Origin of the sequence: Micromonospora sp. DH14, assembly GCF_029809455.1 — a bacterium.
Taxonomy (GTDB): domain Bacteria; phylum Actinomycetota; class Actinomycetes; order Mycobacteriales; family Micromonosporaceae; genus Micromonospora; species Micromonospora parva.
Window position 1 is genome coordinate 1 of the sequence record NZ_JARVKT010000051.1, and the last position, 22,273, is coordinate 22,273.

24 protein-coding genes are annotated in these 22,273 nt (G+C 70.3%); 16 read left to right on the forward strand and 8 right to left on the reverse strand.

Annotation, left to right across the window (positions count from 1 at the left end; translation table 11 throughout):
* The first annotated feature begins 57 nt into the window (after positions 1 to 57).
* The 3 genes from dnaJ to QCZ28_RS32985 all read left to right on the forward strand — a co-directional run bounded on the left by dnaJ (position 58) and on the right by QCZ28_RS32985 (position 2,042).
* Positions 58 to 1,239 carry a molecular chaperone DnaJ gene (dnaJ, locus tag QCZ28_RS32975; RefSeq protein WP_279520286.1) on the forward strand — a complete coding sequence of 394 codons (1,182 nt, stop codon included), beginning with the start codon at positions 58 to 60 and terminating at the stop codon, positions 1,237 to 1,239.
* Between the two features lie 30 nt (positions 1,240 to 1,269).
* A complete protein-coding gene (locus tag QCZ28_RS32980) occupies positions 1,270 to 1,710 on the forward strand; it encodes a helix-turn-helix transcriptional regulator (RefSeq protein WP_030332087.1) in 441 nt (146 codons plus the stop codon).
* A gap of 137 nt (positions 1,711 to 1,847) precedes the next feature.
* Positions 1,848 to 2,042, forward strand: coding sequence for a hypothetical protein (locus QCZ28_RS32985; RefSeq protein ID WP_279520287.1), 195 nt, complete (start codon positions 1,848 to 1,850; stop codon positions 2,040 to 2,042).
* 289 nt (positions 2,043 to 2,331) lie between these two features.
* On the opposite strand, the gene QCZ28_RS32990 is transcribed toward QCZ28_RS32985, so the two are convergent.
* From QCZ28_RS32990 to QCZ28_RS33005, 4 genes are all read right to left on the reverse strand, one after another.
* Entirely contained in the window at positions 2,332 to 2,763 is a 432-nt protein-coding gene (locus tag QCZ28_RS32990; protein ID WP_030332093.1) for a hypothetical protein, read from the reverse strand.
* Positions 2,764 to 2,945: 182 nt separating this feature from the next.
* A complete protein-coding gene (locus tag QCZ28_RS32995; RefSeq protein ID WP_279520288.1) occupies positions 2,946 to 4,160 on the reverse strand; it encodes a cation:proton antiporter in 1,215 nt (404 codons plus the stop codon).
* Positions 4,161 to 4,165: 5 nt separating this feature from the next.
* The gene (locus QCZ28_RS33000) at positions 4,166 to 4,666 is read right to left on the reverse strand and encodes a TrkA C-terminal domain-containing protein (RefSeq protein WP_030332098.1); all 501 of its coding nucleotides are present in this window, start codon (positions 4,664 to 4,666) and stop codon (positions 4,166 to 4,168) included.
* Between the two features lie 137 nt (positions 4,667 to 4,803).
* Entirely contained in the window at positions 4,804 to 5,949 is a 1,146-nt protein-coding gene (locus tag QCZ28_RS33005; RefSeq protein WP_279520289.1) for an epoxide hydrolase, read from the reverse strand.
* An 85-nt stretch (positions 5,950 to 6,034) separates the two neighbouring features.
* On the opposite strand from QCZ28_RS33005, the gene QCZ28_RS33010 reads away from it, so the two are divergent.
* From QCZ28_RS33010 to QCZ28_RS33050, 9 genes are all read left to right on the forward strand, one after another.
* Positions 6,035 to 6,679, forward strand: a complete 645-nt coding sequence (locus QCZ28_RS33010; RefSeq protein ID WP_279520290.1) for a helix-turn-helix domain containing protein — start codon at positions 6,035 to 6,037, stop codon at positions 6,677 to 6,679.
* An 85-nt stretch (positions 6,680 to 6,764) separates the two neighbouring features.
* Positions 6,765 to 9,356 carry an ATP-dependent chaperone ClpB gene (gene clpB, locus QCZ28_RS33015; RefSeq protein ID WP_279520291.1) on the forward strand — a complete coding sequence of 864 codons (2,592 nt, stop codon included), beginning with the start codon at positions 6,765 to 6,767 and terminating at the stop codon, positions 9,354 to 9,356.
* A 114-nt stretch (positions 9,357 to 9,470) separates the two neighbouring features.
* On the forward strand, positions 9,471 to 9,851 hold the full coding sequence (locus QCZ28_RS33020; RefSeq protein WP_279520292.1) for a hypothetical protein: 381 nt from the start codon (positions 9,471 to 9,473) through the stop codon (positions 9,849 to 9,851).
* Positions 9,852 to 9,972: 121 nt separating this feature from the next.
* Positions 9,973 to 10,584 (forward strand): DUF4178 domain-containing protein, encoded by a 612-nt coding sequence (locus QCZ28_RS33025; RefSeq protein WP_279520293.1) that lies wholly within the window; start codon positions 9,973 to 9,975, stop codon positions 10,582 to 10,584.
* Positions 10,585 to 10,676: 92 nt separating this feature from the next.
* Entirely contained in the window at positions 10,677 to 11,471 is a 795-nt protein-coding gene (locus QCZ28_RS33030) for a hypothetical protein (RefSeq protein WP_279520294.1), read from the forward strand.
* A gap of 72 nt (positions 11,472 to 11,543) precedes the next feature.
* The gene (locus QCZ28_RS33035) at positions 11,544 to 12,185 is read left to right on the forward strand and encodes a hypothetical protein (protein WP_279520295.1); all 642 of its coding nucleotides are present in this window, start codon (positions 11,544 to 11,546) and stop codon (positions 12,183 to 12,185) included.
* 10 nt (positions 12,186 to 12,195) lie between these two features.
* On the forward strand, positions 12,196 to 13,005 hold the full coding sequence (locus QCZ28_RS33040; protein WP_279520296.1) for an SDR family oxidoreductase: 810 nt from the start codon (positions 12,196 to 12,198) through the stop codon (positions 13,003 to 13,005).
* A 169-nt stretch (positions 13,006 to 13,174) separates the two neighbouring features.
* Positions 13,175 to 13,714 (forward strand): orotate phosphoribosyltransferase, encoded by a 540-nt coding sequence (gene pyrE, locus QCZ28_RS33045; RefSeq protein ID WP_279520297.1) that lies wholly within the window; start codon positions 13,175 to 13,177, stop codon positions 13,712 to 13,714.
* Between the two features lie 57 nt (positions 13,715 to 13,771).
* The gene (locus QCZ28_RS33050) at positions 13,772 to 14,149 is read left to right on the forward strand and encodes a metalloregulator ArsR/SmtB family transcription factor (protein ID WP_030332125.1); all 378 of its coding nucleotides are present in this window, start codon (positions 13,772 to 13,774) and stop codon (positions 14,147 to 14,149) included.
* A gap of 166 nt (positions 14,150 to 14,315) precedes the next feature.
* Here the strand turns inward: QCZ28_RS33050 and QCZ28_RS33055 are convergent, their stop codons facing one another.
* A complete protein-coding gene (locus QCZ28_RS33055) occupies positions 14,316 to 15,137 on the reverse strand; it encodes a DedA family protein (protein WP_279520298.1) in 822 nt (273 codons plus the stop codon).
* A gap of 187 nt (positions 15,138 to 15,324) precedes the next feature.
* The gene (locus QCZ28_RS33060; RefSeq protein ID WP_279520299.1) at positions 15,325 to 16,887 is read right to left on the reverse strand and encodes an LPXTG cell wall anchor domain-containing protein; all 1,563 of its coding nucleotides are present in this window, start codon (positions 16,885 to 16,887) and stop codon (positions 15,325 to 15,327) included.
* A gap of 179 nt (positions 16,888 to 17,066) precedes the next feature.
* Here QCZ28_RS33060 and QCZ28_RS33065 point away from each other — a divergent pair, with 179 nt between their 5' ends.
* Together QCZ28_RS33065 and QCZ28_RS33070 are read left to right on the forward strand one after the other, a co-directional pair.
* Positions 17,067 to 17,546 (forward strand): SigE family RNA polymerase sigma factor, encoded by a 480-nt coding sequence (locus QCZ28_RS33065; protein ID WP_279520300.1) that lies wholly within the window; start codon positions 17,067 to 17,069, stop codon positions 17,544 to 17,546.
* Between the two features lie 2 nt (positions 17,547 to 17,548).
* The gene (locus tag QCZ28_RS33070) at positions 17,549 to 18,610 is read left to right on the forward strand and encodes an LCP family protein (RefSeq protein ID WP_279520301.1); all 1,062 of its coding nucleotides are present in this window, start codon (positions 17,549 to 17,551) and stop codon (positions 18,608 to 18,610) included.
* 63 nt (positions 18,611 to 18,673) lie between these two features.
* On the opposite strand, the gene QCZ28_RS33075 is transcribed toward QCZ28_RS33070, so the two are convergent.
* Both QCZ28_RS33075 and QCZ28_RS33080 read right to left on the reverse strand, forming a co-directional pair.
* Positions 18,674 to 20,242 (reverse strand): LPXTG cell wall anchor domain-containing protein, encoded by a 1,569-nt coding sequence (locus QCZ28_RS33075; protein ID WP_279520302.1) that lies wholly within the window; start codon positions 20,240 to 20,242, stop codon positions 18,674 to 18,676.
* 148 nt (positions 20,243 to 20,390) lie between these two features.
* Entirely contained in the window at positions 20,391 to 20,603 is a 213-nt protein-coding gene (locus tag QCZ28_RS33080; protein ID WP_030332135.1) for a hypothetical protein, read from the reverse strand.
* 124 nt (positions 20,604 to 20,727) lie between these two features.
* On the opposite strand from QCZ28_RS33080, the gene QCZ28_RS33085 reads away from it, so the two are divergent.
* A complete protein-coding gene (locus QCZ28_RS33085; RefSeq protein ID WP_279520303.1) occupies positions 20,728 to 21,111 on the forward strand; it encodes a phage holin family protein in 384 nt (127 codons plus the stop codon).
* Between the two features lie 135 nt (positions 21,112 to 21,246).
* Positions 21,247 to 22,272 carry a class II fructose-bisphosphate aldolase gene (gene fbaA, locus QCZ28_RS33090; RefSeq protein ID WP_030332138.1) on the forward strand — a complete coding sequence of 342 codons (1,026 nt, stop codon included), beginning with the start codon at positions 21,247 to 21,249 and terminating at the stop codon, positions 22,270 to 22,272.
* Position 22,273 lies beyond the last annotated feature (1 nt).

The following is a 22,273-nucleotide window of genomic DNA, read 5'->3' on the forward strand; positions in this document are numbered from 1 at the left end:
CACCGCTGCGCGGTGGGCGGGACGGCCGGGCCACCAGGGTCGGAAGGAGGTGGACCGGTGAGTTCGAAGGACTGGATCGAGAAGGACTTCTACGCCGTGCTCGGCGTGGACAAGGCCGCCTCCGCGGATGACATCAAGAAGGCGTACCGCAAGGTGGCCCGGGAGTCGCACCCGGACCACAACCCGGGCGACCCGAAGGCCGAGGAGCGGTTCAAGGCCGCGTCCGAGGCGTACAACGTGCTGTCGGACAGCGGCCGCCGCCGCGAGTACGACGAGATGCGCTCGCTCTTCGGCTCGGGCGCGTTCCGGCGCAACGCCCGGGGTGGTGGCCAGCCGGGTGGCATGCCGTTCGACGTCTCCGACATGTTTGGTGGCGGCGGAGGCGGCGATCGCCGCTTCGGAGGCGCCGGCTTCCAGGACCTGTTCAGCTCGATCTTCAGCGGCGGTCAGGCCGGTGGGCAGGCCGCGCCCCGCGGTCCGGCCCGTGGTCGGGACGTGGAGACCGAGGTGGCGCTGGACTTCGGCGACGCGGTGCGCGGGGTGACGCTGCCCCTGACGCTGCGCGCGCCGGGGGTCTGCGACACCTGCCACGGCAACGGGGCCAAGCCCGGCACCCAGCCGCAGACCTGTCCGGTCTGTCATGGTGCCGGGGTGACCACCCGCAACCAGGGGTCGTTCAGCTTCTCCGAGCCGTGCCGGAACTGCCAGGGCGTCGGCACCGTGGTCGAGGAGAAGTGCCCGGAGTGCCACGGCAGCGGCGGTGTCACCAAGACCCGCACCATGAACGTGCGCTTCCCGGCCGGGGTGGCCGACGGTCAACGCATCCGGCTGGCCGGGCGCGGCGAGCCGGGCGAGCGCGGCGGTCCGGCCGGTGACCTCTTCGTGCACGTCAAGGTTCGGCCGGACGAGTTGTTCGGGCGTACCGGAGACGACCTGACGCTGAGCGTTCCGGTGACCTTCGCGGAGGCCGTGCTCGGCACGGACCTGCGGGTGCCCACGCTCGACGGCGCGGTGACCCTGCGGGTTCCGCCGGGGACGCCGAGCGGGCGGGTGCTGCGGGCCCGGGGCAAGGGTGTGGTCCGCCGTGATGGGCAGGCCGGTGACCTGCTGGTGACGTTGGACGTGGTGGTGCCGGCCCGGTTGTCCGACGAGGCGCGCACGGCGCTGGAGTCGTTCGCCGAGCAGACTCCGCCGGCGGCCCGGGAACATCTCGACGCACGGGTGCGTCGAGTCAGTTAGTCCGGTGGAGGGGACGCGGAGGTGAGCGGGATGTCGGGCGAGTTCCTCGGTTCGGGCGACCCTGCCTACGAGGCCAAGGTGCTGATGATCTCGGTGGCGGCGCGGATGGCGGGGATGCACCCGCAGACGCTGCGCCAGTACGACCGACTGGGGCTGGTACAGCCCGGTCGGGCGGCCGGCGGCGGGCGTCGTTACAGCGTCCGCGACGTGGTGCTGCTGCGCGAGGTGCAGCGGCTCAGTCAGGACGACGGGATCAACCTGGCCGGCGTCAAGCGGATCATCGGGCTGGAGCGGCTGCTGGAGCAGGCGCAGCAGCGGGTGGCCCGGCTGGAGGCGGAGCTGGACGCCGCGTACCGCCGGGTGGCCGAGCTGGAGTCGCTGGCCCGCTTCCCGGGCCGGGATCTGGTGCCGACCAACCGCACCTCCACCGCCCTGGTGGTGTGGCGCCCCCGTCGCACGCCCGATCGCTGACCTGCCGCTCACCCGGAGCTGACTGCCCGGCCCGGACCGCGCTGGATTTCCCGGCGCGGGCCGGGCCGCTTCGGTTAGCCTGTCGATAAGGGTTCAATCGTCTTAAATCGGACCCACCGGCATGGCGAGGGGGAGCGATGGCGGAGCCGGCGAAGAAGATGGCCCAGCAGACGGAGGACCGGTTGGAGGACCTGGCCGAGACCGTCCGCAAGAAGTTCGACAAGGTCACCGAGGGGACCTACCGGGACCGGATCATCGCGGGCCGGTTCGCCGAAGACGGCGAGCGCGGCGGCGAACCGGGCCGAGCCGAGCCGGAACGCAAGCAGGACTGACCGGTGACCGACGTGCGGGCCGGGACCCACGGGGGGTCCCGGCCCGTTCGCCGTCGAGTGCGGGCCGGGGCGCGGGGATTCCGCGCGGAGGTCCCGGGCCGTTCGCCGCGGGGGCGCAGCGGCGGGTGTCCTACACCGAGCCTTTGGAGCTGAATCGTTTACGACATCACGCTGTGGTCCGTACCTGTCACGTCCGGGACCCCAACCCGTGAATCGTTTGCGACATCAGCTCCACAGCGGCGCAGGAACCAACATCCCGCTGCCCCGACCGCTGGCGATCAGCCCGCTCTCAGCCGAGGCGGCGGTTTTCGCGGACCAGGCCGCCCTCGCACCAGTCCCGGTAGACGAAGAGATCCGGTCGGGCCAACAGCACCCGCCCGTTGTGCGCCCAGATCTTCATCAGCTCGTCGCCGTCCCGCTCGGCCTGTTCGACGAGCTTGCGGAAACGGCGCTTCGGGTGGGCGCGGAAATTCGTCCGGATGCCGTCGGCCGCGTAGATGTACAGGCAGTGCAGCGCGAAACGCCGGGCCGGGCAGGTCGGATCCATCGCTAACTCGAAGAGCGTCAACACCAGTCGGTCGCCGGAGACCAGCAGGTCCCAGTCGGGTGGCATCGAGGCCAACGGCACCGAATCGGGCTTGTACGCCCAAGCTCGCAACTCCGCCGGAGTCGGATCGACGGGGTTGGCGAAGCCGTGGAACGTCGATTCCTGCACGCTCACCGGCCAACCTTCCGCTCTCGCCCGCGTTTGGCAACGCTGCCTGCGGACCCTGGCTGCTGCGGCGAAACGGTAACCCGGCCACGCTTTGCTGCGGTAGCCCCCATGAGGAGCAATTCCGCAACCGTTGGCGGGAGGGGCTTTACGCCCCTCCCGGTGGCCGTCCCGCAGGGTTCAGGTGGTGCTCAGTGCAGTGGGTCGGGGACCGGTGTCGACTCCCGCCGCTGGGCCGCCGCCCGGGTGCGCAACCACCGCTTGAACCACGGGAAGTCAGGCAGTCGGGCCAGAATCGGTCCGGTCACCACGGTGATCAGGACGTACGTCGCGGCCAGCGCCGCCAACCGTGGCTCGACGCTCCCGGCGGCCACCGCGAGCCCGGCGATGACGATGGAGAACTCGCCTCGGGGCACGAGTGCCAGGCCGGTCCGCCATCGACCGGGTTCCGCGATACCGACGCGGCGGGCGGCGAGGTAACCGGTGAGCGTCTTCGTCCCCATGGTGACCACGGCCAGGGCGAGTGCCGGCAGCAGGACCGGCGGGATGTCCTGCGGGTCGGTGGTCAGGCCGAAGAAGACGAAGAACACCGCGGCGAACAGGTCCCGCAGGGGCGAGAGCAGTTCGGTGGCGTGGTGCGCCACCGGGCCGGAGAGGGCGATGCCGACCAGGAACGCGCCGACCGCCGCCGACACCTGGAGCGACGCGGCGATGCCGGCGATCAGCAGGGTCAGACCGAGTACGCCCAGAAGCAGCGCCTCCGGGTCCTTCGCCGACAGGGCGGAGGAGATGAGGTGGCCGTAGCGGATGGCGAGGACCAGCACGAGCAGGACGGTGCCCACCGCGACGGTGAGCGCGATCCCGCCGCCGAGCAGGCCGGTGCCGGCCAGGACGGCGGTGACGAGCGGCAGGTAGAGGGCCATCGCCAGGTCCTCGATGACGAGGACCGAGAGGATCACCGGGGTTTCCCGGTTACCGAGCCGGCCCAGGTCGGCGAGGACCTTGGCGATCACGCCGGAGGAGGAGACCCAGGTGATGCCGCCGAGTACCAGGGCGGCGACCCAGTCCCAGCCGAGCAGCAGGGCGAACCCCGCGCCGGGCAGCGCGTTGAGGACGCCGTCGATCAGCCCAGCCGGCGCTGCCGAGCGCAGGTTGCCGACGAGTTCGTTGGCCGAGTATTCCAGGCCGAGCATCACCAGCAGCAGGATGACGCCGATCTCGGCGCCAACGGCGAAGAACTCCTCGCTGGCGTCGAGCGGCAGCAGCCCGCCGTGCCCGAACGCCAGCCCGGCGAGCAGGTAGAGGGGGATGGGAGAGAGGCCGAAGCGCCGGCTGAGCCGGCTGAGGAGCCCAAGCAGCAGCAGCAGCGCACCGACTTCGATGAGCAGCGTGGTGAAATCGTGCATCCGCCTCAGCCGTCCGGGTCACTGTCGGCGAGGATGGCGGACACGCCGTCGAGACCCCTGCGGGTCCCGACAACGACCACCACGTCGCCGGCCGCGAAGCGGAAGGAGGGGAGTGGCGAAACGATCACTTCGCCTTCGCGCAGCACTGCCACGATGGAGGCGCTGGTGCGGGTACGCGCCTTGGTGTCGCCGAGCTTCCGGTTGACATACGGCGACCCGGCCGTGATGGCGATCTGCTCGGTGAGCAGACCGGCGGCCTGCTCGCGGAGCCCGGAGAGCTGACCGAGCATCAGCGACGCACCGAGAATGTCGGCCAGTGCCTCGGCCTCGTCGTCGGTCAGCGGAATGTCCGACTGACAGGCGTCGGGGTCGTCGGGGTCGTAGAGGACGAGATCACGGCGGCCATTGCGGTGGGAGACAACGCCCAGGCGGCGTCCGGACTCCGTCACCAGATCGTGACGTACCCCGATCCCGGGTAAGGCGGTCTGCTCGACACGTACTCGCACTCACCCAGGCTACCGCTTCGTGAACAGAAGACAGATCTTGGAGGGAGCAGGCCCAACCGTGGGTGATCGACTCGGTCTTCACGATGTCGGGGTGTCCGGACAGCCCGGACACCCCGACCCTCAGCCAATCGAGTCGATCAATTCGGTCGGCGGAGGCTGGCGAAGAACTCGCTGATGTCGGTGACCAGCACCTCGGTGGCCTGGTGGGCCGCGTAGTGGCCGCCGACGTCACCCCGACCGGCGACGTCGGTCCCGTACGCCGTCCACCGGACGATGGTCGCGTGGTCCCGTTCGGCGAAGCGGCGGATGGACTGGAAGTCGCCGGGGAACATGGCCAGCGCGGTCGGAGCGGTGGTCGGCCCGGCCGGCGGTTCGCCGGCGTGCGCGTCCTCCCAGTAGAGCCGGATCGCCGAGGCGGCGGTGCCGGTGAACCAGTAGAGCGCCACGTTGGCCAGGATGAAGTCGGCATCCAGGCTCTCGTCGAAGAGCTGGGCGTTCCAGGCGAGCAGCCCCACCGGTGAGTCGGCCAGCCCGAACGCCAGAGTCTGCGGCTGCTGACTGTGCACCTGGTTGAAGGAGAACTTGTTCTCGTAGAACCACTGGAGGTGCCCGAGCGCCGCCTGGTCCGCCTCGGAGAGCCCGGCGAACTCGGCCGGGTCGCCGGAGGGGAACGAGAAGAGCTGGGTGACGTGTACGCCGAGCACCCGCTTCGGATCGACCCGGCCCAGCTCCGGCGCGATCATCGAACCGGCGTCGTTGCCGACCGCGCCGTAGCTGTCGTACCCCAGGCGGTTCATCAGCTCGGCCCAGGCGCGGGCGATGCGGAACCGGTTCCAGCCGGCGCTGCGGGTCGGGCCGGAGAAGCCGAAGCCGGGCAGCGACGGGATGACCACGTGGAAGGCCGGCGCGTCCGGGTCGGTGGGCTCGGTGAGCGGGGCGATCACCTCGAGGTATTCCAGCACCGATCCGGGCCAGCCGTGGGTGAGCACCAGCGCGGTGGCGTCCGGCCGGGACGAGCGGACGTGCAGGAAGTGGATCTGCTCGCCGTCGATCTCGGTGACGAACTGCGGGTGGGCGTTCAGGCGGGCCTCGACGGCGCGCCAGTCGAACTCACCCCGCCACCTGTCGACGAGGGCGCGGACCCGCTCGGTGCCCATCCCGTAGGAGTCGCCCGCGCCGGGCAGCTCGGCGGGCCAGGTGGTGCGGCCCAGCCGGGCGGCCAGGTCGTCGAGGGCGGTCTGCGGGATCTCGACGCGGAACGGGCGGATCGCGGTGTCGCTCATGCCGGAACTCCTTCGGAACGGAATGTTTCGTTCTGCATTCACAGTAGCAGAGCGGAACGATCCGTTCCACTGTTAGGCTGACGGCATGTCATCGACTTCCGGCAAGACGCTGGGCGGCCGCCGCGCCCAGGCCGCCCGCAACGACGAGGTCATCCTCGAAGCCGCCCGCGCCGTCTTCCTCGACGACCCGAAGGCTCCGATCGCCGCCGTCGCCGACCGCGCTGGCGTCGGCATCAGCGCGCTCTACCGGCGGTACGCGGGCAAGGAGGACCTGCTGCGTCAGCTCTGCCACGACGGGCTGCGCCGGTACGTCGCAGAGGCCGAGACCGCCCTCGCCCAGCCGGACGACTGGGCCGCGTTCACCGGCTTCCTCGGCCGGATCGTCGACGCCGACGTGCACTCGCTCACCGTCCACCTGGCCGGCACCTTCACCCCGACCGAGGAGATGGGGCGGGACGCGGTGCGCGCCGGTGAGCTGGCCAGCGCCCTGGTCGACCGGGCGCGCGCCAGTGGACGGTTGCGCCCCGACGCGGTCGTCCAGGATCTGGGGTTGCTGTTGGAGGCGTGCGCCGCGGTGCGCGTACCCGATCCGGAGCGGACCCGCCAACTGCGCCGCCGGCAGCTCGCGGTCCTGCTGGCCGGCCTGTCGGCGGTGCCGGACGCGGACCCGCTGCCCGGCCCGCCGCCGGCGGCCGGCGAGTTCGACTGGCGGTGGCGGCGCCGGGAGTGATGGGCGTCACGCGCTAAGGTTGAGCGGAATACGCTCAACTCTGGTTGTGTCCAATCCAGTGGACAACGCCGATCCGGGGGAGCCCATGAACACCGAAAGACTCACCACCAAGAGCCGGGAAACCATCACGGGCGCCGTCGCGCTGGCCAACCAGCGTGGTCACGCCACCGTGGAACCCTGGCACCTGCTCCTGTCACTCCTGGACACCGACGGTTCGACAGCCACCGGTCTGCTGCGCGCCGTCGGGGCCGACCCGACCGAGCTGCGCCAGACCGCCCAGCGCTCGGTCGACAACCTGCCGGCCGCCCGAGGCTCCAGCATCGCCGAGCCGACGTTGGCTCGGGAGTTCGTCAACGCCATCGGCGCCGCCGAGCAGATCGCCCGGCCGTTGGGCGACGAGTACACCTCCACCGAGCACCTGCTCGCCGGCCTGGCCCGGGTGGGCGGGGCCGTGTCCGGCGCGCTGAAGACGGTCGGCGCCACCGAGGAGGCCCTGGTCGCCGCCTTCCCGACCGTTCGCGGTGGGGACCGTCGGGTCACCACAGCCGACCCCGAACAGACCTACCAGGCCCTGACCAAGTACGGCGTCGACCTCACCGCCAGCGCCCGGGACGGCAAGATCGACCCGGTCATCGGGCGGGACTCCGAGATCCGTCGGGTCATCCAGGTGCTCTCCCGACGTACCAAGAACAACCCGGTGCTGATCGGCGAGCCCGGCGTCGGCAAGACCGCGATCGTCGAGGGCCTGGCCCAGCGGATCGTCACCGGCGACGTGCCCGAGTCGCTGCGCGACAAGAAGCTGATCTCGCTGGATCTCGGCGCGATGGTCGCCGGCGCGCAGTACCGCGGTCAGTTCGAGGAGCGGCTGAAGTCCGTCCTGGAGGAGATCAAGAATTCCAACGGGCAGGTCATCACGTTCCTCGACGAGCTGCACACAGTCGTCGGCGCCGGCAAGGGCGAGGGCTCGATGGACGCCGGCAACATGCTCAAGCCGATGCTGGCCCGTGGTGAGCTGCGGATGGTGGGCGCGACCACGCTTGACGAGTACCGCGAGCACATCGAGAAGGACCCGGCCCTGGAGCGCCGCTTCCAGCCGGTGCTGGTCGGTGAGCCGACCATCGAGGACACCATCGGCATCCTGCGCGGGCTCAAGGAGCGCTACGAGGTGCACCACGGCGTACGGATCACCGACGCCGCGCTGGTCGCCGCCGCGACCCTGTCCGACCGCTACATCACCGACCGGTTCCTGCCCGACAAGGCGATCGACCTGGTCGACGAGTCCGCGTCCCGGCTCCGGATGGAGATCGACTCCCGGCCGGTCGAGGTGGACGAGATCGAGCGGGCGGTCCGCCGGCTGGAGATCGAGGAGATGGCCCTGGCCAAGGAGCCGGACGCCGCCTCCGCCGAGCGGTTGGAGCGACTGCGCAAGGAGCTGGCCGACAAGCGCGAGCAGCTCACAGTGCTCTCCGAGCGCTGGCAGACGGAGAAGAGCCACATCACCAAGCTCTCCACCGCCAAGGAGGAGCTGGAACGCCTCGGCGGTGAGGCCGAGCGGGCCGAGCGGGACGGCGAGTTGGAACGCGCGGCCGAGCTGCGCTACGGCCGGATCCCCGCCCTGAAGGTCGAGCTGAAGCAGGCCGAGGAGGAGCTGGCCCAGCTCCAGGCCGACGGCGCGATGCTCAAGGAGGAGGTCGGCGCGGACGACATCGCCGCTGTGGTCGCCTCCTGGACCGGCATCCCCGCCGGCCGCCTGCTGGAGGGTGAGACGGCCAAGCTGCTGCGGATGGAGGAGTCGCTGGGTGGCCGGGTGGTCGGCCAGGGCGAAGCGGTCGGCGCGGTCTCCGACGCGGTACGCCGTGCCCGGGCCGGCATCGCCGACCCCGATCGCCCGACCGGCAGCTTCCTCTTCCTCGGCCCCACCGGCGTCGGCAAGACGGAGCTGGCCAAGGCCCTCGCCGAGTTCCTCTTCGACGACGAGCGGGCGATGGTCCGCATCGACATGAGCGAGTACGGCGAGAAGCACTCGGTCGCGCGCCTGGTGGGTGCGCCGCCTGGCTACGTCGGCTACAACGAAGGTGGTCAGCTCACCGAGGCGGTACGCCGACGGCCGTACTCGGTGGTGCTGCTGGACGAGGTGGAGAAGGCCCACCCGGACGTCTTCGACGTGCTGCTCCAGGTGCTCGACGACGGGCGGCTCACCGACGGCCAGGGCCGCACTGTCGACTTCCGCAACGCGATCCTGATCCTCACGTCCAACCTCGGATCGTCGGTGATCAGCGATCTGACGCTCGCCGACGAGCAGCGCCGGGAGGGTGTGCTGGCCGTGGTCCGGTCGCACTTCAAGCCGGAGTTCCTCAACCGGCTGGACGACATCGTGGTCTTCGCCTCGCTGCGCGGGGACGACCTGCGCTCCATCGTCGACATCCAGTTGGACCGGATGCGGCGGCGGTTGGCCGACCGCAGGTTGGGCCTGGAGGTCACCGATGCCGCCCGGGACTGGCTGGCCGAGCACGGCTACGACCCGATCTACGGCGCCCGTCCGCTGCGCCGCCTGGTGCAGAGCGCGATCGGCGACCAGCTGGCGAAGGCGCTCCTGTCCGGCCAGATCCGCGACGGCGAAACGGTAAAGGTCGACCGCACCCCCGAAGCCGGAACCCTCGAGGTAACCGCCGCCTGACACGCGACCCATCGACGTTGATCATGAAGTTGTTGCCCGACAGCTCGGCGTGTCGGGACAATAACTTCATGATCAACGGGGTCAACGTGGGCTGGGCGGGGAAAAGGTGGGGGCATGTTTGGTATCGGCAAGAAGTGGGAGCGCGAACTGGAGTCGGCCGCCGACACGTTGGTCACGGCTGACACCCTCGCCTTTGGTGGGGTCGGTATCGCCGGCACGTTGTTGCCGGTGACCGAGGCGTACGAGCGGGTGTCGGCGGCCCTCGACGACCACCCCGAGGAGGTCCGCCGCCAACTCGACCGGGTGCTTGCCAGCGGCACACCCGCCGGCCGGGCGTACGCGGCCACGCTGCTGGAGCGCGTCGACCCGGCGGCGGCCCGAGCGGCCTGGACGTCGCTGCGGGACGACCCGAGCGAGTTCACCACCTTCGTCGGCTGCGTGATGGACCGCGAAACCCTGGGCGCCTACGCCAGCCGGCGGCTCGCCGCAGCCTGAGCCATGCGCACCAGGCGGCGCCACCGGTGCCGTCGGTAGCTGAGCTGTCGGTCACGGTACGGGTCCCGCTGGTGCCGAAGGTTGTTACCGTCTGCGCCGACGAACCTGGGGAGGTAGTCGGGTGAACGCGCTGGTGACGTACCTGGCGGCGGCGCTTGCCGTACTCGTGGTGATCGTGCTCCTGTTCGTCGCGCGGGCCCGCCGGACAACCCGGCCCGGTGGCCTGCCACCGTCCGGCCGGTCAGCAGGTGGCCCGGCACAGCCGCCGCGCGGTGGCCCGCTCCGCCTGGCCCCCGGCGACCGCGTGCGGATCCGCGAGCAGGAGTACGCGGTGAGCGCCACGATCCGCCTGGTCGAGGGCGACTGGAGCTGGGTGCAACACCTGCTCGACGACGGCTCCGGCACCCGCCACCGGCTCTCCGTGGAGAACGGCCCCGAACTCGAGCTGGTTTTCTGGACGACCCAACCGGGCGCCACCGTCACACCGGGCGCCCCGACCATCGAACTCGGCGGGCGGCGCTTCACCTGGGCCGAGACCGGGCAGGCGCGGTACACCGCCACCGGAGAGACCGAGCTCCCGTCGACCGGCACCATGCGCTACCACGACTACCAGTCCGGTGGCGCCGCGCGGCTCTCCTTCGAGGCGTACGGCGAAGAGGGCTGGCGGGTTTCCCGCGGTAATTTGCTCGATCCCGCCGACCTGACGATCCACCCCACACCTGAGCTTCGCTGAGCTGGACCGGGTGGGCGCGCCCGGCTCGTCGCGACATGCCGAACTGGCCGGTTGTCGATACGGTGTGGGCGCGATCTTAGGGAAGGAGAATCGTGGTCGATTCCCAGCGCACACCGGCCCGTCAGCGGCCATCCATTGTGTCGATTTCCAGCTACCTGCTCTTCCTGTTCCTGGCACTCCAGGTGATCAGCCTGATCATCACGCTCAGCACCTTCGGCAAGACGCGGGACGCGATTCGTGACGCGTATGCGGACAGCACCGCCGAGGGCGCCGACCAGGTGGCCGACGTCTTCGCCGTGATCGGCATCGGCGGCAGCGTCGTGCTGCTGCTGCTCGCGGTCGTGTTGGGCGTGCTGGCCCTCTTCAACAACCAGGGCCGCAACGGCGCCCGGATCACCACCTGGATCGTCGGCGGCATCATGGTCTGCTGCGTCGGCGGTGGCCTGCTCAGCAACGCGGCCGGCGGTCTCGGCGCCGGTGGCGGGACCGGCGGCGACGGGCCCAGCCCCGAGGAGATCCAGCGCCGCCTGGAGGAGGCCCTGCCCTCCTGGGCCACCCCGGTCAGCCTCCTGCTCAGCGTGCTCAGCCTGATCGCGCTGCTCACCGCGCTGATCCTGCTGGCGCTGCCGAAGGCGAACGAGTTCTTCCGCAAGCCCACCGCGGCCTGGGAGCCGCCAACCCCGGGTGCCAGCTACCCGGGCTACCCGCAGGCAACGGGTCAGCCCGGCTACCCGCAGGCCTCCGGCGAGCCGGGCTATCCGTCGAGTGGGGAGCCGAGCTACCCGCCGCCGGCAGCGGACCGGCCGGATGCGACGCCGCCCACGGACCGGCCGGACGACACGCCGCCCACGGACCGGCCCGGGTCGACCCCGCCGTCGACGAGCTGACGGCTCGATAAGCACGACGCCGACGATCCCTCCGAGTAGGTTGCAACCCGACGCCTACCGGAGGGATTCGTCGTGTCGTACCCGGATTCGCCACCGGCCCGCCGGCCCGCCGCCGTCCTGTCGGCCGCGTCCGTGCTGTTGGTGATGGCGGTCGCCGCGCTCGCGCACGCCGTGGTCGACCTGGTGGTGCTGGGCGCGACGGTCGACGCGTTCCGTTCCGCCGCCGGCAACACGTCGGCGAGCCCGGAGCAGATCGACGACGTGGTGACCCTGCTCCGCGCCTCCATGGTGCTGTCGGCGGTGGTGGCGGTGCTCTCCGCGCCGCTGCTCGCCGGCCTGGCCCTCGGGCTGCTGGCCGGTCGCAACGGCGTGCGGGTGGCGACCTGGGTGGTCAGCGGGCTCGGCCTGCTCGCCGGCTGTTGCAGCGTGGCGGTGGTCGTCGGCGAACGGGCCGCGCCACTGCGACTGGGCTCGGGCGAGCAGGCTCTCGCCGAGTTGCTGGGCCTTTTCGGCGACTCGTACCCGTCCTGGTGGATTCCGCTCAACGCCGGGCTTTCCGTCGCACAGGGGCTCGGTTACCTTGTAGTAGCTACGCTGCTGGCGCTGCCCGCCGCGCACAACTGGTTCGGCCGCCACCGCTCGGCCACGCCAACCGCACCGCCCACGTTCACGCCCGCCCCGCACCAGCCCGCGCCCCCGTTCCCGCCCAGGTGAGGACCGTTACGTGACGCTCGACCCCACCACCGCCGAGCGCCGAGCCCTGATCACCGGGGCCACCGCCGGCATCGGCGCGGCGTTCACCCGGCGACTGGCCGCCGACGGCTGGCACCTGGTGCTGGTTGCCCGCGACGAGGCGCGGTTGACCGAGCTGGCCACCGAGTTGGGTTCCGCGTACGGCCGCGAGGTGGAGACGATCCCGGCGGATCTGTCCACCGACGACGGATGCGCGACGGTGGAGCGGCGGCTCGCCGAGGGCAGCCCGGTGCACCTGCTGGTCAACAATGCGGGCATCAGTCTGAACAAACCGTTCCTGCGTTCCACGGCCGAGGACGAGGCACGACTGTTGCGCCTCAACGTGCACGCGGTCATGCGGTTGACCCTCGCGGCAGTGCGACCGATGACCGAACGACGAAATGGGGCAGTGATAAATGTCTCTTCGGTCGCCGGTTTCGGTACGGCCATGCCCGGCTCGACCTACTCGGCCAGCAAGGCGTGGGTGACCAACTTCAGCGAGTCCGTCGGCCAGTCGACGCGGCCGTTCGGCGTTCAGGTGATGGCTCTCTGCCCCGGCTACACCCGCACGGAATTCCACCAGCGGGCCGGCATCAACATGTCCAAGACGCCGGAGTGGCTGTGGCTGCGAGCCGAGGATGTGGTCGACGAAGCCCTGCGTGACCTGCGCAAAGGCAAGATGGTCAGCATCCCGGCGTGGAAGTACAAGGTGGTCGTCGCCGGTATGCGACACGCGCCGCGCCGACTGCTCCAGGCGGTCGCCCGGGACACCCGCGGCCGGATCGGTCGCGACGAGCGCTGAGCTTCGACGGGCCCGTCGGCCCCGAGCCGGCGGTGGTACGGCGTTGGCGCGCCGCTGTCGGACCAGTCGCTGAGCGTAGTCGAACATCGCCAGTCATCGGTTCCCCCCGGGGCTGATCAGGGTGGACCCCGCACACGGCGTTCAGAGTTGCGCAGTAACCTCTATCGCCATGGGGGACCACGACGACCTGCGTAAATTCATTACCGACCTGGCTGTGGTCCATGGCCGGGTCGTGCTCTCGTCGGGGCGCGAGGCAGACTGGTACGTGGATCTGCGGCGCGTCACGCTCCATCACCGGGCCGCTCCTCTGGTCGGCCGGGTGTTGCTGGACCTCACCGCCGACTGGGAGTTCGACGCGGTCGGGGGCCTCACCCTTGGTGCGGACCCGGTCGCCCTCTCGATGCTGCACGCCGCCGCTCCGACCGGCCGGGCCCTGGACGCCTTTGTGGTGCGCAAGGCGGGCAAGGCCCACGGTCTTCAGCGGCGGATCGAGGGGCCCGACGTGGCCGGCCGCCGCGTGTTGGCGGTGGAGGACACCTCCACGACGGGCGGAAGTGTTTTGACCGCTGTCGAGGCGCTTCGCGAGGCCGGGGCGGAAGTCGTGGGTGTGGTGGTTATTGTTGATCGAGGCGCCGGCGACGCGGTGCGAGCCGCCGGATTGCCGTACCGGGCGGCCTATACGTTGGCTGACCTCGGCCTTGTGGCGTAAAAGTCTGCCGATTCGGATCTGCTGATATGCAGGCGGATCGATGCTGCTGGTGGAAGGATGGAATACGTGGGAACTGCGTTGGCCGAAATGACTATGCCTCAGATCTCGCCGCTAAACGGCGAGCCGATCGAACGTGCCGATGCCGAGCGTCTGGCCGGGGTCCTCAAGGCCCTTGCTGACCCTGCTCGGTTGCGGCTGCTCAGCCTGATCCAGTCGGCCCCCGAGGGCGAGGCGTGCGTCTGTGACCTGACCGCACCGCTCGGCCTCTCCCAGCCGACGGTCAGTCATCACCTGCGTATCCTCACCGAGGCCGGCTTGTTGCAGCGGGAGAAGCGCGGTGTCTGGGCGTACTACAGCCTGGTCCCGAGTGCGATCGCGACGATCGCCGACCTGCTGACCCCGCCGCGTAAGCGAGCCACCAAGAAGGCTCGCTGACGTAGGCATCACACGCCGTCCCGAGCCGGGGCGGCGTCCGGTGGCGAGCCAGGGGTGGCGCCACCGGTGGTTGACACCTGCTCGTCCCCGGTCGCACCGCCGGAGGCCGGGTTCGACACGCTGACGGCCGACCCCCTCGCCAGGGGGCCGGCCGTCGTCGTACCCCTCAACGGTCCTGACCGTGCTCCGGGCGCTGCTGGCCGTGCGGGTGCCGGTCGTGGTCGAACGCCTCGCGGGCCGCCTCCACCGCTCCGGCGGCACTTGCCGCCGCGACCATCGCGACCGCCTCGCCGCGCTTGCGAGCCCGCCGGTCGCGAAGGAACTCGAAGAAGATCGGCAGCACCGAGATCAGGATGATCAGGGCGACCACCGGCAGGATGTAGTGGTCGATCTTGTCGCCGATGGCCTGGTAGATCTGCTCGGCCAGCAGGTAGCCGATCAGCAGGATGCCGTCCACCCAGAGCACCGCGCCGACGATGTTCCACAGCAGGAACTTCTTGGCCGGCATGCCGAGCGCGCCCGCGACCGGGTTGAGGAACGTCCGGACGATCGGAATGAAGCGCGCCAGCACCACCGCCTTCGCCGGGCCGAACTTTTCGAAGTAGTACTCGGCCTTCTCCACGTACTCCTTCTTGAAGAGCCGCGAGTTCGGCCGTTCGAACATCGGCCGGCCGTACCGCGCGCCGAGCCAGTGCCCCAGCTGGGCGCCGACGATCGCGCAGATCGGGCCACCGATCAGCAGGCCGGCAAGGGAGAGGCGGGTGCCGTCGCCGAAGATCGCGTCCGCGACCGGTGACGAGGCGACCCCGGCGAGGAACAGCAGCGAGTCACCCGGGAAGAAGAAGCCCACCAGCAGGCCGGTCTCGGCGAAGAGGATCACCCACACGCCGATCAGCCCGAAGGTCTGCAACAGATCCTTGGGATCGAGCGGGTTCAGGGCGACGCTCTCCACGAGAGCGCGGGTCTTCTCAGCTGTGTCCACGGCCACAAAGGGTACCGAAGCCCGGGGCCCCGGCCGCGCCGGACCGGCCCCTCACCACCCGCCCGCGCCGTCCGGCCCAACGGCAGCGTCCCGGCGTCGTGGGGTGCAACGGCAGCGTCCCGGCGTCGTGGGGTGCAACGACGGTGCCCCGCCGACCGTGGTGGTCGACGGGGCACCGGTGCCGCGGGGTGGATCAGGCGACGAAGCGGGTCCGGCGGCGCTTGGCCACCAGGTAGCCGCCGACGCCGGCGGCGAGCAGCAGCGCGCCGAGGCCGGCGATGAGGCCGGTGGACTGGCCGGTGATCGGCAGCGAGCCGCCGTCGCCGTCGCCGTCGCCACCGCCCGTGCCGCCGGCCGCGTTCACCAGGATCTTGGCGACGTCGTTGGCCGGGTTCAGGTCCTTGATCTCTTTCTCCTCGTGCCCGGTGCGCAGCTTGACCTCACCGGCCTGGCCGCCGGCCTGGTCGATCCGCACCTGGAACTCGTAGTCGACCTTCTGGCCCTTCTTGATCGAGCCGTCCGTGAAGCACCGGTAGACCCGGGCTCCGGGCTTGCCCGGCTGCCACTCGTCGTCCTCGGAGTCGAAGCAGTTCTCCGAAGCGCGGACGGCGGTGACACCCTTCGGCAGGGTGACAGTGGTGCCGATCCAGGGCGACTCGGTGCCACCCGTGTTGACGGCCGCCGGCCCGTTGTTGACGTAACCGACAGTGAGCGCGACGGTGGCGCCGACGTCACCGGTCACCGTCGCGCCGCGCGCGACCACATCGGCCCGCTGGTCGCCGGTCACCTGAAGGTCGACCCAGGTCGAGTTGTCGAACGGGTTGACGTCGGTCTGCCGGGAGCGCAGGCCCGCGGCCGGCTCGAGCTTCAGCTCACCCTCGGTGCCGTTCGGCCCGATCTTGGCCGGAAGCTCGGCCTCGGACCGGTACTCGTCCCAGTCAGCAGGCGTGAACCAGGTGGAGAACCCGCCGAAGTTGTTCGGTGCCCAACTGTCGGCGGGCACGGTGAACCCGAAGCTGTCGTCGAGGCGGAAGCTGCTGTTCTTACCGATGGTGGCGTCGAAGCGGCAGGCGAACGCGAAGTCGTGCAGCGGGCCCTCGGTGTACTCGCAGTTCTCGTAGCGCTTCGACGGCTGAAGACCGTCCGCGCCGACGACGTAGAGAACCGCGCCCTTCGCGGGCACCTCGCCCCGGTTCGTCACCTGGAACGGGGCCTTCAACGTGGCGCCGGGCGCGCCCTTGAGCTCCAGGATCTCGTTGGTGCTGAGGTCGACGCCCTCGCCGGTTTCCACTGTCGAGCTGTAGGAGGCCGATCCGGAGTTGTCGTCCGGCGTGACAGTGAAATTCAGCTCGCCCTTCTGGTCGGGCTTGGCGTCGGCCTTCGCGCGAACGACGAGGGAGACGAAGTTCAGGTACGAGCCGTCGTCGTCCTGGTCCTCGACCTTGCACGTCAGGATCGCGCCGGACTCGGTGCAGTTTTCCCCGCTGTCCTCGACGTCGGCGAAACCGTCAACCTTGCTCCGGTCCACCTTGATCGTGTAATTGCCGGGCTGCCGCTCCGTGACGAGCGAGAAGAGGGTGACCCACTTCTCGATGCCGCCGGGCGCGACGATCACGTTGTTGGCGTACAGGTCGAGATTCTCTGCCGATGCGGCGGAGGCTGGCGGTGCGGCGACAGCCGGGCTGGCGGAGGCGGCGACGAACGCGCCTGCGACGCCCAGCCCGGCGAGCCAACGCCGGGTGGAGTGGGTGAGCATGAGGGGGTTCCTCCAGTGGGGGATCAGGTGGAGCCTGCGGATCTTAAGGAATCGCTAAGGCTCACTGCACCCCGTGGAGCCGCCCATTGCGTAAGACGAGCCAAAAGGTTGATCAGAGTCACCGCAATGTTCGGTCGGTCCGCTCCCGTCATCTGTGACAGGAGCCCCCGGGAGGTGCAGTGACGTACGAGGAGTTCGCGGACACGCGGCTGGCCCCGCTGCTGCGGTATGCGGTGATGCTGACCGGTGACCCGCACCAGGCCCAGGACCTGGTTCAGGAAACCATGGTCCGGGTCCAGCTCAACTGGCGTCGGGTCGCCCGCGCGGACTCGCCGGAGCGGTACGTACGCCGGATGCTCACCAACCAGTACGTCGACTGGCGGCGCGGCTCGTGGGTCCGCCGGGTGCTGTTGCGCGGGGAGCCCGACGCGTCGCTGCCGGCGCTCACCGACCATGCCCAGTCCGCCGTGGACCGGGATCAGATCTGGTCCTGGCTGTCCCGGCTGCCCCGGCGGCAGCGGGCCGCTCTGGTGCTGCGCTACTACGAGGACCTGCCCGACATCGAGATCGCCGACATTCTCGGCTGTGCCGTCGGGACCGTTCGTTCGTCCATCTCCCGGGCCCTGGCGACGCTCCGGGCCGAGTACGTGGAGGCGTGACCATGATCGAGGATGACCTGCGTGCCGCGTTCGTTCGGCACGAACCGTTGACCCCGTCGACCGGCCCACTGCGGGCGGCGATCGACCGGGTGGCGGCCACCCGCCGTCGCCGCCGGCAGCGGTTCCAGGCCGCCGGTGTCACGCTCGCCCTGCTCGCCGCGCTCGGAGTCGGGGTGCCGCAACTGCGCCCCGACCGGCCGGTCGACGGCCCGTCGTTGTCCGGTCAACCGGCTGGCACACCGTCCGAGGCGCTGAACGTCCTGCTGCTCGGGGTCGACGGCTTCGGTGAGCAACCGTCGTACCGGTTGGCGGACTCCGTCCTGCTGGTGCACATCCCGGCCGACCGGAGCCGGCCGTACCTCATCTCGTTGCCGCGCGACCTGGGGGTGTCGATCCCTGGCCGGGGGGTCGACAAGCTCAACAGCGCGTTCTTCACCGGTGCCGGCGAGCCCCGGCCCGACCTGGACGCCGGCTACGACCTGACCCGCCGGGTGGTCGCCGACCTGACCGGGGTACGCGTCGACGCCGGTGCGGTGCTGACCTTCGCGGGGCTGCGCCGGATCACCGACGCGGTCGACGGGGTGCAGGTCTGCCTGCCGAAGGAGGTCAGGTCCTGGCACACCCGTCGGACCTTCCCGGCCGGCTGTCAGCGGCTCGACGGCGCTGCCTCGGTCGACCTGCTGCGGCAGCGGCGGGACCTGCCCGACGGCGCGTTCGACCGGGACCGTAACGCCCAGCGATACGTGGCCGGTCTGATCCGGGCGGTGTCCGCGAAGGACGTGCTGAGCAACCCGGTGCGGCTCGCCGGGCTGCTGTCGGCCCCCGGTAAGGGTCTGGCGGTCGACGACGACGGCCTGCCGCTGACCAGGCTGGTGGCGGTGCTACCCGAGATGGACAGCGTCGACCCGGTGGGGCTCAGTCTCCCGGTCGGCGAGCCGGTGGATGACCGTACGCTGCTGCCGCTGGACCCGAAGCTGGGCAAGGCGTTTCTCGCCGCGCTGGCCGAGGACCGGTTGGCGCAGTGGGTGGCCCAGCACCCGGAGCAAGTCAACCCCGTCCGATGACGGCGACGGCACCCCGCCGGCCAGGTACGGACGGCGGGGTGCCGGTCGGGCGAGCGGATTGGATCAGGCGACGAAGCGGCTGCTTCGGCGGCGGGCGATCAGGCAGCTGCCCGCACCGGTGACGAGCAGCAGGACGCCGAGGCCGGCGATCAGGTTGGTGGGTGTGCCGGTGATGGGCAGCGAACCGCCGCCGCCATCGCCGCCATCGCCGTCGTCCTGACCGCCGCCGCTCTGGGCCGCGTTGACCACGATGGTGGCCTTGTCGTTGGCCGGTTTGATGTCGGCCTTGAAGCCGCCACCGGCGGGGCATTCGCACGGCGCGTTGACCCGTACCGCGCCCCGGGCGTTGGGGATGACCTTGTCGATGCGCAGCCGGAACGCCATGGTGTAGGTCTTCCCGGCCACCAGGAGCATCTCCGACGCGCACAGGTACGTGCGGGTGCTGTCCTGCCGCAACCAGCAGTTCTTGGGGACCTCGACGGCGGAGGTGCCCGGCGGCAGCTCGACGTCGGTGTGGGTGGCGGCTTCGTACTCCTCGCTCACGTTGTCGAGCGTCGCCGGGCCGTTGTTCCGGAAGCCGACGGTTGCCGTGACGACGGTGCCGGCCGTGCCCTTGAGCGCGGCCCCGATCGCCGCGAGGTCGGTGCCGTTCGTGCCGGTGGCCTTGATGGTCCACCCGGTGTAGTCGTTGCCCGGGTTGACGTCGGTCTGGTCGGCCTGCCGGGTGGCGCCGGGTGCCTTGGCCAGGGTCAGTTTCGGGCCGCTGCCGGGGGTGGCCGCCCGTGCGCCGACTGCTTTCCGCACCTTGGTCAGGTCCTCGAAGTCGGCCACTGTCAGGAACTGGGCGTAGCCGGACTGGTTGGTGGGGGCGTAGGTGTCCCTGGCGAGTTCGAGGTTCAGCGTGGCGGCCAGCCCGGTGCCCACCGGGATCTCCTCGTCGAACTGACAGGAGACCAGGTGGTCGTCGGCGTAGCGGCAGTTGCTGAACCGGTTAGTGGTCCGGATCGAGTAGGCGAGGTCGAAGACCGCGACGAACCCCTCGACCGTCCGGTCGCCGGCGTTGGCCACGACCAGCGGCACCGAGAACTTCCCATCCGGCTTGGCCGAGGCGGTGGTGAACGGCCCGCCGGCAAGGTCGACGCCCTCGCCGACCCGGACGCGCGAGGTGTAGCTGCCGCTGCGCCCGCCGGCCGCCTGGAAACTGACCACGACGTCCCCGGAGTCACCGGGCTGCGCATCCTCGGTGAGGCCGATGCGCACCCGCTTGAGCCCGTTGCGGTAGGTCCCGCTGCCGAGCGGCGGCTCCTCGTGGAGGACGACGTCGAAGGGCTCCTCGCAGACGAGAACGCCCGGCTCCGGGGCGGTGCAGCGCTGGCCGTCGTCCTCGGAGACGACGGTGATCTTGTTGGCCAGGGAGCGGTATTCGTACCGTACGGAGACCTTGGACAGGGTCGTCGGCTCGTTGGCGTACAGGAGCAGGGCGCGGATGGCCGGCTCCGAACCGACGGCCAGTGTGGTGTCCTGGAAGTAGGGCGCGATCGGGGCCGCGGCGACGGCGGGGGCGGGTGCGGCAGCGACCAACGCGCCGGCGGCGCCGAGCCCGGTCAGCCAGCGGAGCCAGTGCTTGAGCATGGAGGTCCTCCCGTGGGGATGCCTGTGGCGCCCGTCCAACCTAGGGAGCCGTCAGCTCCTCCGGTAACCCTGTGGGATCGATATTTGTCGAATGGCCCGAACGGTTGAGCACGCTCTGGCGCAACGGGCAGCCGTCCCGGTGGCGGGATCAGCGGTAATCGTCCTCGTCCCCGGTGACCACCCGGGCCTGCTCCATCGCGTCCCAGTCGTCGACCTCCAGGCCGCGGTGCGGCTCACCGTCGGTGTCGGCGGGGCCGGCGACGGTGGCCTGCTCGACCGCGTCCGCCGGATCGGCCTCCGGGTCGCGTTCGTCGGCTGCGAGGTGGTCGCCGGGGGTGAAGTCCTCATCGGGCTGACCCATCGTCCCTCCCGGGGGTCTCGGGGCACGGTTCCCACCCACCGTACGGGCTGTCCGGGCGTACCGCCCGGAAGCGGAGTAGGCCGAATCAGCCCTCGGTGACGTGACCCGATGCCAGGATGGTGCCGTGGGCTTCCTCATCAGACTGGCGATCACCGCTGTCGCGTTGTGGATAACCACGCTGATCGTGCCCGGGGTGGACGTGCACGCCCGATCGGGTGGCAACACCGCCCTCACCCTGATCGTGGTGGCGCTGATCTTCGGTGTGATCAACGCGGTGCTCAAGCCGATCATCCGGGTTGTCGGCTGCGTGTTCTACCTGCTGACCCTGGGCCTGTTCGCGCTGGTGGTCAACGCGTTGCTGTTCCTGCTCACCGACCGGATCGCCCGCGGGCTGGACCTGCCGTTCCAGGTGGACGGATTCTGGGCGGCGTTCTGGGGAGCCATCGTGATGACAGTGGTGACCTGGTTGATCAGCGTCATCGTGCCGGACAACCCGGGCCGCCGGTGAACGGCTAGCACCCGGGTCGGTTGTTCCGGCGCACCTCACCTACGGGATACTTCCGGCGGAGGACAGCGCGGTCCGGCGCACAAATGAAGAACAGCGGCCAGCACGGCCGAGAGTGGTAAGTAAGGAGCGCATCACATGCCCATCGCTTCCCCCGAGGCTTACGCGGAGATGCTGGACCGCGCCAAGGCTGGCCGGTACGCGTACCCCGCGATCAACGTGACCTCCTCCCAGACGCTGAACGCGGCGCTCAAGGGCTTCGCCGACGCGGAGAGCGACGGCATCATCCAGGTCTCCACCGGTGGCGCCGAGTACCTCTCCGGCCCCTCGATCAAGGACATGGTCACCGGTGCCGTCGCGTTCGCCGCGTACGCGCACGAGGTGGCCAAGAAGTACTCGGTCAACATCGCCCTGCACACCGACCACTGCCCGAAGGACAAGCTGGACGGGTTCGTCCGTCCGCTGATGGGCATCTCGCAGGAGCGGGTGAAGCGCGGCGAGCAGCCGCTCTACCAGTCGCACATGTGGGACGGCTCGGCCGTGCCGGTCGCGGAGAACCTGGAGATCGCCGCCCAGCTGCTCGACGAGGCCGCCAAGGCCAAGATCGTCCTTGAGATCGAGGTCGGCGTCGTCGGTGGCGAGGAGGACGGCGTCGAGAACGCCATCAACGACAAGCTCTACACCACCACCGAGGACGGCCTGGCCATGGTCGAGGCTCTCGGCCTCGGCGAGAAGGGCCGCTACATGGCGGCGCTGACCTTCGGCAACGTGCACGGCGTCTACAAGCCGGGCAACGTCAAGCTCCGTCCGGAGATCCTCAAGCAGATCCAGGACGCCGTCGGCGCCAAGTACGGCAAGGACAAGCCGCTCAGCCTGGTCTTCCACGGCGGCTCGGGCTCCCTGCTCAGCGAGATCCGCGAGGCGCTGGACTACGGCGTGGTGAAGATGAACATCGACACCGACACCCAGTACGCCTTCACCCGCCCGGTCGCGGACCACATGCTCCGCAACTACGACGGCGTGCTGAAGATCGACGGCGAGGTCGGCAACAAGAAGCAGTACGACCCGCGCGCCTGGGGCAAGGCCGCCGAGGCCGGCCTGGCCGCCCGGGTCGTCGAGGCGTGCGAGCACCTGCGCTCCACCGGCACCACGATGACCAAGTAAC

Excerpts from the sequence above, each read along its gene's own strand:
- QCZ28_RS33070 (WP_279520301.1), top strand. The coding sequence starts at position 17,549 with ATGATCGAGGATGACCTGCGTGCCGCGTTCGTTCGGCACGAACCGTTG.
- clpB (WP_279520291.1), top strand. The coding sequence starts at position 6,765 with ATGAACACCGAAAGACTCACCACCAAGAGCCGGGAAACCATCACGGGC.
- fbaA (WP_030332138.1), top strand. The coding sequence starts at position 21,247 with ATGCCCATCGCTTCCCCCGAGGCTTACGCGGAGATGCTGGACCGCGCC.
- QCZ28_RS33060 (WP_279520299.1), bottom strand. The coding sequence starts at position 16,887 with ATGCTCACCCACTCCACCCGGCGTTGGCTCGCCGGGCTGGGCGTCGCA.
- QCZ28_RS33005 (WP_279520289.1), bottom strand. The coding sequence starts at position 5,949 with ATGAGCGACACCGCGATCCGCCCGTTCCGCGTCGAGATCCCGCAGACC.
- QCZ28_RS33050 (WP_030332125.1), top strand. The coding sequence starts at position 13,772 with ATGGAATACGTGGGAACTGCGTTGGCCGAAATGACTATGCCTCAGATC.
- QCZ28_RS32985 (WP_279520287.1), top strand. The coding sequence starts at position 1,848 with ATGGCGGAGCCGGCGAAGAAGATGGCCCAGCAGACGGAGGACCGGTTG.
- QCZ28_RS33080 (WP_030332135.1), bottom strand. The coding sequence starts at position 20,603 with ATGGGTCAGCCCGATGAGGACTTCACCCCCGGCGACCACCTCGCAGCC.
- QCZ28_RS32980 (WP_030332087.1), top strand. The coding sequence starts at position 1,270 with ATGTCGGGCGAGTTCCTCGGTTCGGGCGACCCTGCCTACGAGGCCAAG.
- QCZ28_RS32995 (WP_279520288.1), bottom strand. The coding sequence starts at position 4,160 with ATGCACGATTTCACCACGCTGCTCATCGAAGTCGGTGCGCTGCTGCTG.
- QCZ28_RS33010 (WP_279520290.1), top strand. The coding sequence starts at position 6,035 with ATGTCATCGACTTCCGGCAAGACGCTGGGCGGCCGCCGCGCCCAGGCC.
- QCZ28_RS33020 (WP_279520292.1), top strand. The coding sequence starts at position 9,471 with ATGTTTGGTATCGGCAAGAAGTGGGAGCGCGAACTGGAGTCGGCCGCC.
- QCZ28_RS33075 (WP_279520302.1), bottom strand. The coding sequence starts at position 20,242 with ATGCTCAAGCACTGGCTCCGCTGGCTGACCGGGCTCGGCGCCGCCGGC.
- pyrE (WP_279520297.1), top strand. The coding sequence starts at position 13,175 with ATGGGGGACCACGACGACCTGCGTAAATTCATTACCGACCTGGCTGTG.